The sequence below is a fragment of the Bizionia sp. genome, from assembly GCF_048259285.1.
Classification (GTDB): Bacteria; Bacteroidota; Bacteroidia; order Flavobacteriales; family Flavobacteriaceae; genus Algorimicrobium; species Algorimicrobium hallyeonense.
The window spans coordinates 21,308-30,564 of record NZ_JBLXHU010000029.1 but is presented as its reverse complement, the minus strand read 5'-3'; the positions used below and the strand labels follow the sequence as shown (position 1 = coordinate 30,564).

Annotated in this window: 6 protein-coding genes and 1 pseudogene; 5 read left to right on the top strand and 2 right to left on the bottom strand. The window is 34.2% G+C overall.

Annotated features, from left to right (window positions below; all coding sequences use genetic code 11):
• Positions 1-284 (bottom strand): annotated as a pseudogene (locus ACN0QX_RS12270) (30S ribosomal protein S7); the annotation flags it as partial.
• Between the two features lie 23 nt (positions 285-307).
• The gene (gene rpsL, locus ACN0QX_RS12265) at positions 308-682 is read right to left on the bottom strand and encodes a 30S ribosomal protein S12 (RefSeq protein ID WP_014782632.1); all 375 of its coding nucleotides are present in this window, start codon (positions 680-682) and stop codon (positions 308-310) included.
• Positions 683-861: 179 nt separating this feature from the next.
• Here rpsL and ACN0QX_RS12260 point away from each other — a divergent pair, with 179 nt between their 5' ends.
• The 5 genes from ACN0QX_RS12260 (at position 862) to ACN0QX_RS12240 (ending at position 9,224) form a co-directional block, all read left to right on the top strand.
• A complete protein-coding gene (locus tag ACN0QX_RS12260; RefSeq protein ID WP_417197337.1) occupies positions 862-2,559 on the top strand; it encodes a hypothetical protein in 1,698 nt (565 codons plus the stop codon).
• A gap of 120 nt (positions 2,560-2,679) precedes the next feature.
• Positions 2,680-5,754 carry a SusC/RagA family TonB-linked outer membrane protein gene (locus ACN0QX_RS12255; protein ID WP_417197335.1) on the top strand — a complete coding sequence of 1,025 codons (3,075 nt, stop codon included), beginning with the start codon at positions 2,680-2,682 and terminating at the stop codon, positions 5,752-5,754.
• A gap of 9 nt (positions 5,755-5,763) precedes the next feature.
• Positions 5,764-7,245, top strand: a complete 1,482-nt coding sequence (locus ACN0QX_RS12250; RefSeq protein WP_417197333.1) for a SusD/RagB family nutrient-binding outer membrane lipoprotein — start codon at positions 5,764-5,766, stop codon at positions 7,243-7,245.
• Between the two features lie 19 nt (positions 7,246-7,264).
• Complete coding sequence (locus tag ACN0QX_RS12245; protein WP_417197332.1) at positions 7,265-8,167, top strand: hypothetical protein; 903 nt, start codon at positions 7,265-7,267, stop codon at positions 8,165-8,167.
• A 37-nt stretch (positions 8,168-8,204) separates the two neighbouring features.
• The gene (locus ACN0QX_RS12240) at positions 8,205-9,224 is read left to right on the top strand and encodes a hypothetical protein (RefSeq protein ID WP_417197330.1); all 1,020 of its coding nucleotides are present in this window, start codon (positions 8,205-8,207) and stop codon (positions 9,222-9,224) included.
• The last annotated feature ends 33 nt before the right edge of the window (positions 9,225-9,257 follow it).

Below are 9,257 nucleotides of genomic sequence, written 5' to 3'. Positions count from 1 at the left end.
GGACGGATTTGCATAGGAATTTGGAATGTAGCACCACCAACACGACGACTACGTACTTCTACGTGAGGCATCACATTAGATAAAGCATCTTTCCACATTTCTAGTGCAGTTTTCTCATCATCTGTTTTCTTTTCTTCTACGATATCAATTGCATCGTAAAACACTTTAAAAGCTACTGACTTCTTACCATCCCACATCATCATGTTTACGAATCTAGTTACTAACTGATCGTTAAAACGTGGATCTGGTAAAAGCGGTCTCTTTTTTGCTGCTCTTTTTCTCATGTCTTCTTCTTAAAGTTTTTTAATTACTTTTTAGGGCGTTTTGCACCATACTTAGATCTACGTTGCGTTCTGCCTGCAACACCTGCTGTGTCTAAGGCACCACGTACAATGTGATATCTAACTCCTGGTAAATCTTTTACCCTTCCACCTCTAACCAATACTATCGAGTGTTCTTGTAGGTTGTGTCCTTCTCCTGGGATGTAAGCATTTACTTCTTTACCATTTGTTAACCTTACCCTTGCAACTTTACGCATTGCAGAATTTGGCTTCTTAGGTGTAGTAGTGTAAACACGCGTACATACTCCACGTCTTTGTGGACACGAATCTAAAGCAACCGATTTACTCTTCTTGGTTATTTTGGTTCTTCCTTTACGTACTAATTGTGAAATTGTTGGCATATATTTCTATATAATTTATGTTTAACCTCTCATTTGAGGGCTGCAAAGGTAGAAATAAAATTTTATTTTTCAAACGTTAATTCATTAATTTTCAATTCTAATTAAAAATCACACACCAAATTATATCAAAACGAATCTTTTTGCGTTAGTTTTACATTTTAAAGACTTTCATAAAAAGCGTGCATAGATTTCTTTTTTTATTCCTTATTACACTCTTTGGATCAACTCCTGATTTAATGGGACAAAATTTGTATCTAAAAATTCAAAACGAATTAACAGAAAACACCTCTGTCATAGACTCCATAGGCTATCAAAAAAAACACGCGGATTACAATTCATTAAACCGCGAAATAAATACGCTTAAATATCAATTAAGCAAATTGGGATATATTGATTCCAAATGGCATGGTATTACCAAAAAAAATGATTCTATGTTTGAAACTTCCGTTTCATTAGGCCAACCTTACAAAAATATAGATGTCTATTTTAATTCCAAGAACCTTCCGCCGGGCACATTAAAACAGTTACGTGTTCATAGTAGTAAACTGTATTTTACAATCCGTTTTAAAGAAATTGAACAAACACTTCAATTTATCAATAAAAAAATATCAGACCAAGGCCTACCTTTTAATACGCTTAAACTGGATAACATAAAAAAATCAGGGGTTAACAGATTAAAAGCAGATTTAGTTCTGTCTGGAGATAATGAAATGCGCTTTGTTAATAAAATAGTTGTTAAGGGATATGACAAGTTTCCGAAGTCATACTTGAAATATTTTTTAAAATTACGAACAGGCAAACCTTTAAACTTATCGGAAATAAAAAAACAAACAAACTTACTTCAGGAATTACCATTTGCCAACCAATTAAGAGAGCCTGAAATTTTATTCAGTAAAGACTCTACCATATTATATGTATACATTGAAAAAACAAAAAGCAACACCTTTGATGGTTTTCTAGGATTTGGAACCAATGAAGAGACGAGCAAACTAGAATTAACAGGCTACCTAAATCTTGAACTCACCAATAATTTGAATTTTGGAGAAAGTTTATCATTAGCATATAGAAGCGATGAGAGTGAACAAAAATCGTTTAACGTAAATGTAAAACTACCCTATTTATTTAATTCGCCTATTGGCACAGAATTAGAGCTTACTATTTTCAAAAAAGACTCTTCGTTTACAACGGCCGATCAAAGCGCACGAATTAATTACCAATTAAATTCCAAAAATCAATTTTCCGTTGGCATTAAATCCACCAAATCAAACAACCTTTTAAGCAGTACCAATTTAAATCCATTTATTAAAGATTACGAAACAACTTTCTACACAATTGGCTACACATTTATAAATCGGATTCCCGACCGTTCAATATTTAAAAGAAATGCACAAATCTACTTGGAAACCGGCATTGGTAATCGGACCATTTCACAACAAAAAGATCAGCAATATCAATACCGCGTGGACGCCTTTAAAATCTTCAATTTAAACTCAAAAAACAATGTTTATTTAAGGACAACTAGTTTTGGTTTGTTTTCAGACAGTTATTTAGAGAATGAATTAAGCAGGTTTGGCGGTATAAATTCCATTAGAGGTTTTGAAGAAAACAGCTTAAGCGCCACATTGTACGGCATACTAGCTACCGAGTATCGGTATTCATTAAGCAGTGATTTATATATACACTCTATAATAGACTTAGCCTATTTTGAAAATAAAATAATAGATCAAAAAGAAAAACTATATAGTTTTGGTTTTGGTTTCGGTTTAAACACCAAAGCCGGACTTTTACGCTTCAATTATGCCAACGGTAAAAGCGAAAACCAAAGTTTCAAACTATCCAATTCCAAAATACATTTAAGTTTATCCGCACTTTTTTAGGAATAATAGGTGTTAAAAAGCGTAGTTTTTGAAAATATTTTGAAATTTTAACCCTTATTTATTGTTTAATTAACTTTTTATTATGATTTTTGGCCTAGACTAATTCAAATAAAATACAAAATGAAAACAAAGTTTAGTGGAATTTTAACGCTATTTCTAGCGTTTGTTGTGCAACTTACGTTTGCGCAAGAAAAAACAATTTCAGGAACGATTTCCGATGAAAACGGATTACCTCTTCCCGGAGTTAATATTATTGTAAAAGGTACTACAACTGGAACTCAATCAGATTTTGATGGTAATTATTCCATCAATGCGAGCTCAGGAGACGTGCTATCGTATTCCTTTATTGGCTACACAACAAAAGAAATGACTGTTGGCTCGGCTAATAACATTAGCTTTGCAATGGAGGTTGATAGTGAAGCTCTTGAAGAGGTAATTATTACCGCTTTAGGTGTTGAGAGAACAGCAGGTGAGTTAACTGCAGCTACGAAAGTGGTTGATGCAGAAGAATTAACACAAGCTGCCAATCCAAACGCAGTACAGAGTTTAACTGGTAAGGTGTCTGGTTTAAAAATTAACACAACGAATAACGGTGTTGATCAAACAACTAGAATTGTATTAAGGGGTAACCGTTCATTAACAGGTAACAACCAAGCGTTGATTGTTATTGATGGTGTTATTTCTAGTGCAAACACACTTGCTAATTTAGCTCCTGAAATCATTGCTTCTACCAACGTAATTAAAGGTGCTGGTGGTAGTGCATTATATGGTTCTCAAGGTTCTAACGGTGTTATCATCGTTACTACAAAAAGCGGATCTTCTAGCGAAAAAATTGAAGTTTCTGTAAATTCTTCTATCTCCTTTGAGGATGTAGCATTTGTTCCAGAACGTCAGACTAAATACGGTCAAGGTTGGAATGGTGTTCATACATCTTACGAAAACGGAGGTTGGGGTCCAGAATTTGATGGTACTATGCAGCCAGTAGGTTTACCTCAAGCTGATGGTTCTTACATTATGGCGCCTTACTCTGGTGATAGTGACAATATTAAAGAATTCTTTAAAACAGGTACTATTTTACAAAATGGTGTTACACTTTCTGCAGGTGATAAAACAGGTAATGTTTTATTATCCGTAAACAACCAACAAACTGAATTCGTTGTTGAAGGTGATGAATTAAACAGAACAACCGTTTTATTTAAAGGTAACAAACAATTAGGTAAATGGAATGTTGGTGGTAACGTAACGTATAATACGTCTTCTGTTAAAACTACAACACCAAACTTATTTACGGAATTATTACAAACAGCGTCTAACGTTCCTGTTGAGTTATTTGAGAACTCTGGTAACGAAGGACACTGGACATCTTACTACAGAAATCCATATTGGATGAGAGATAACATTAGAAATTCAAGTAATACTACTAGAATGAATGGTGTTGCAAATATTAAGTATGATGTAAATGATAACATCAACGTTGTAATGAACAGTAGTGTTCGTAACTTCAAGAGTTATACAAGAAATTATACAAATGAATACATTGATACTATTGGTATTGGTGGTGGAGATCATTCTACAGTTTCACAATTTGGACAAAGTAATAGTGAAGAAACAAATATCTATAATGATATTTTTGTAAACTTTGACTATATGTTAACTGATGATATTTCATTAACAGCTTTAGTAGGTAATAATATTCAAGATAATATGTTTTCTGCTACACAAGTAAATGGTAGTAACCTAACAATTCCAGGATATTACAACATTGATAACATTACAGGAAGACCAAATACATTTAACACTATTCAGAGAGACCGTCGTTTCTCTTTACTAGGAAGTTTAGATTTAGGTTATAAGGATTTCTTATATTTATCGGTAACTGGACGTAATGACTGGACTTCAAGATTAGCAGACGATCGTAACTCGTTCTTCTACCCTTCTGTAGGTTTATCTTTTGTTGCCACTAACGCTTTCCCTGGATTAAAGAAAGGTGGTATATTAAATTATGCTAAAATTTCTGGAAACTGGGCTAAAGTAGGTAACGACCGTGTTGGACCTTACCAAATTAATTCTACTTTAAACCAAGCTACTGGTTATCCATTTGGAGGATTAAACTCTTTCGTATTAGATCAAACAATAGCGGATCCATTATTAGTAAACGAGTTTATTGAATCTTATGAGTTAAACCTTAATTTAGCTTTCTTTAAAGGAGATAGAGTTCGTTTAGACTTTTCTATCTATGAAACTAAAAACACTGATTTAGTAACAGGTATTACAACATCTGCTGCTTCTGGTTTAGCTAATACTACAGTTAACGTAGCGGCTTCTACTACAAAAGGTTTTGAAATTGATTTAGGATTAACACCTATTAGAACTAAAGATTTCCGTTGGGATTTAGATGTTAACTTTGCAACAGATGAAACAGTTATTGATAAGATTTCTGACAATTCTGACGAAGTAGCTTTAGCTGCATTTGCCGATATAGGTATTTTTGCAACAGCTGGTGAAGAGTTTCCTTTAATTAAAGGTACTGCTTACCAAAGAGATCCTCAAGGACGTGTATTAATTGATCCTTCTACAGGTAACCCATTAAAAACTGGTAGTTTCCAAGTTTTAGGGAAGTCAAACCCTGATTACGTAGTAGGTTTAAATACTGCTGTAAACTACAAAGGAATCAGACTTGCTGCCGTAATGGATTATAGAACTGGTCACCAATTTTGGGCTGGTACTAAAGATTGGTTATCTTGGTCAGGTCACTTAGTAGAATCTGCTGATGGTGGACGTAGAGGATTTATTTTCCCTAACTCTGCAATTAACACAGGTACTGCTGCTAACCCAGTATACGAAGCAAACACAAATGTAATTACAGGTGGTACTACATATGCTAACTACTTAGATTACTTTTCTAATGAGTACAGAAGTGTAAGTGAAAACTTTGTATTAGATGCAACAGCATTCAAAGTAAGAGAATTATCATTAAGTTATGCATTTTCAAAAGAAATGTTGAAAAACGTAGGATTATCAAGTTTAAGACTAGGTGTTAATGCAAGAAACCCTTTCACTGTATTACCTGCTGAAAACAGAGGTTATGCGGATCCAGAAATCGGAAGAAGTTCTGGTAACGATCAAGGTTTAAGTGTTACTGGTCAATATCCTATTACTAGAACTTACGGTATGACTCTTAATTTAACTTTTTAATAAATAAACATGAGAACGAAATATAAATTTTTATTATTAGTAATCTTCGCGATTACTGTATCGTGCAGCGATTATTTGGATGTAAACAAAAATCCAAATTCACCTTCTGCCGAAGATGTGACACCGGATTTAATTTTAGCAGGTGCTATGAGTGATACTTATAGAACACAAGCTCGAAGAATGAACCGTTTAGGAAATGTCATGATGAACAACTGGGGAGCTAACGTAAACTCGTTTACAGGTGGTTTCTCTGAAGAATTCACGCTTGCAATTGATAACAACTTTTATAATGACCTTTTTACAGGATTATATAGAGGAACTTACAACTTCCAAGCTATTATAGATTATGATAGTGCTGATTATGACCATCATAAGGCTATTTCTAAAATTATGAAGTCTTTCTATATGCAATATGTAGTTGATTTATATGGTGATGTACCTTATTTTGAAGCGCATAAAGGAATAGAGAACTTAACACCTGCTTATGATGATGATCGTGCAGTATATGAGGAGCTTTACAACCAAGTTGATGAGGCTATCGATTTAATTGCAAATGCAGGTTTAAATACCATTCCTGTAGGTAGCGAAGATGTAATCTTTAACGGATCTATGTCTAGCTGGGTTGCTTTTGGTAACTCATTAAAATTACGTCTATTATTACGTCAAAGAACAGATGCGACTATGAATGGTGATTCTGAATCTGCTGCTTTTATAGCTAGCAAATTGCCAGGATTACAAACGGCTGCATTCTTAAATAATGACGCTACAATTAACCCAGGTTACTCTTCAGAGAGTACTGCTCAACAAAACCCTTTTTATAACTACATTGGTTTCTCTAATAACGAGACAACTGCAACAGGTTATAACTTCTACAGAGCATCTCAATATGCTGTTACATTTTTAATTAACAGTGGTGATGATCGTGTAAATTATTTATATGATGAAGCTGATGATGGAAGCGGTGGAATTGTTGGTCATGAACAAGGTGCTGACAGTGATAACTCACCAGCTGGATTGTCTCCAATTGGACCTGGCTTACTAATAGATTCAGCTCAAGACGGTTATGTAATGACTGCTGCTGAAAGTTTATTAATGCAAGCGGAAGCACAATTATTCGGATTAATTCCAGGTGATGCTCAAGCTAGTTTTGAAGCTGCAATTGATGCATCTTTCCAATTGTTAGGCGCAAATAGAGCTGGTTACACTCCTGCTACTCCTGGTTTAGGATGGGTTGGATCAGACAGCGATAAGTTTGAGGCTATCATGAGACAAAAATGGATTGCTACTAATGGTATAAATGCTATTGAATCTTATATCGAGTTCACAAGAACTGGTTTCCCAGATGATATTCCTTTAGCTTTAACCGCTCAATCTTCAACCAGACCAATGCGTTTGATGTACCCATCTGATGAGTATATTTCAAACTCTGCAAACGTACCAGACCAAACAAGTGCTGATGTATTTGCTACTGGACCATTTTGGGCACAATAATTAAAAAAAAATAGAAATTATGAAAAATTTAAAAATTTATTTTACAGCAATTTTTGCTTCTGTAATTTGCTTCTCGTGTTTAGTAGACGATGAAGTAGAAAACACAACCCAAAATGAAGATGGATCAAGAATCATAGGGTTTAAAGACGATGTTACTTTAGGAAACTTTGTACAAGTAACTGATGCCGTTTTTGATTTTGGTGTACCTGTTCACTTATTAGGAGGAAACAATGGTTTAGCGCTTGATAGCGAAATCACCGTTACTTATGAAATAGGTGATATTCAAGACCTAAATTTAACTGCAAGCGAATATGCTAGTACTTTTAACTTAACTAAAGATCAAAGATTAGCAATAGAAGCTGGAACAGCTACAATTTATGACTTCGCAGTAGAAGCGCAAGAAGGTGTTCATTTTGATTTGGTAGATACCACATTAGAATCAACTATTCCAGCTAATTCTACATTCGATTTAATTGACACAAAAGTATATAACAACGCGTTAGATGCTAGTAAGATTTCATTCTATGTATTAAACTTAAAAACAATCACTACTAGTGGTGACGTTGTAATTGGTGAACAACTAATAACAACAATTGTTAAGTTACAATTGTGTAGAACGGATTTATCAGGAACTTATACTGCAAGCGGTAATACATCTGGTACATTTACTATTACTAGTTTAGGTGGTGGTGATTACCAAATGAGTTCTATGTTTGGATGGCCAACTAGTGGTTATACCTCTTACTTTTATGCATGTGCTGGTCAGTTAGTATTTACAGAATGGGTATTCTCTAACGAAATTATTCAAGGAGTTCCTGGTTATGTAAATGATAGTGGTCAACTTGTATTTGAGCAGTTTGGAATTGGAACTGCGAGTGGTGCACCAATCTATTCCGGTTGGACTATAATTCTAACTCCTTAATAAAAGTTAAAAGTATTAACAAATAAATTAGAACAAAATGAAATATATAAAACATATAATGCTTTCAGCTTTAGTATTAGCAAGCTTTACGTCGTGTGATGATGATGACACGGAATACACGTTTACGCCAAAATCGCTAGTAACTATTGATAATGTATCTGAAAGTGCAATTACAGAAGGAGAAAGTGTATCTGTTACATTAACAGTAGATAAGCCTTTCAAAGAAACTTTAGATTTCAAATTAGAAATGATTTCAGGTGGTAACAATGCAGATTATAACACGGGCGATCCAAGTGATCCAGATGCTGCGACAACACCAGATGATGGTTTTGGTAACCAAGGCTACTTAATTCAGGTACCGGCTTATGCTTCATCATATACATTCCAGATTAACTCCATTCTAGATTTAGACGTAGAGGGAACTGAAACGTATACATTTAGATTAACCAACACTAGAAATGGTCAAGGTTTAATAAATGGTAACAATGTCATTTCTTTTGATGTTGAAAACTATACGGATGATAACATGGGCTTGCGTTTAAGTTGGGCTAAAGATGAAACTTACACATATCTGAAAGAGAATGTAATACTAGCAATTGATAATGATACAGGTTTAGAATATACTTATACGGAAGATGATGAAACTCTTTCTGATACAGCAGATTTATGTGGTGTTGTTGATTTTGATGTATATGTAGCTGGGGCAAATGTATCTGCATTTACAGGAGATTGTCCAGAATACATTATTACAGGTGGATCTAATCCAACTGAAGTATTGGCTGATGGATCTTACGATGTAATCGTTGACTTATGGGATTTTGATTTAAATTTTGATGATGACGAATCTTTAATTGGTGGTTTTGCTATTCCTTTTGAAATTGAAATCGCTAAAACAGGTCAATTCCATACTAGTATATCATACCCAAGTTTATACTTCTCTTATAGTGATACGAGTTCAGCTACCGGCGGTGGCGAGAAAGTTGTTGCTACTGTTGTTGTAACTGGTGGTAAATACACTGTATATAATGATTTAGGTGAATTAGTTGCTCAAGAATAGTAACTATTTTATTGATAATATTAAAACCGCTTC

Bases quoted from the DNA above. Each gene is read 5' to 3' on its own strand.
- ACN0QX_RS12245 (WP_417197332.1), top strand. From the start codon at position 7,265: ATGAAAAATTTAAAAATTTATTTTACAGCAATTTTTGCTTCTGTAATT.
- ACN0QX_RS12255 (WP_417197335.1), top strand. From the start codon at position 2,680: ATGAAAACAAAGTTTAGTGGAATTTTAACGCTATTTCTAGCGTTTGTT.
- ACN0QX_RS12240 (WP_417197330.1), top strand. From the start codon at position 8,205: ATGAAATATATAAAACATATAATGCTTTCAGCTTTAGTATTAGCAAGC.
- rpsL (WP_014782632.1), bottom strand. From the start codon at position 682: ATGCCAACAATTTCACAATTAGTACGTAAAGGAAGAACCAAAATAACC.
- ACN0QX_RS12250 (WP_417197333.1), top strand. From the start codon at position 5,764: ATGAGAACGAAATATAAATTTTTATTATTAGTAATCTTCGCGATTACT.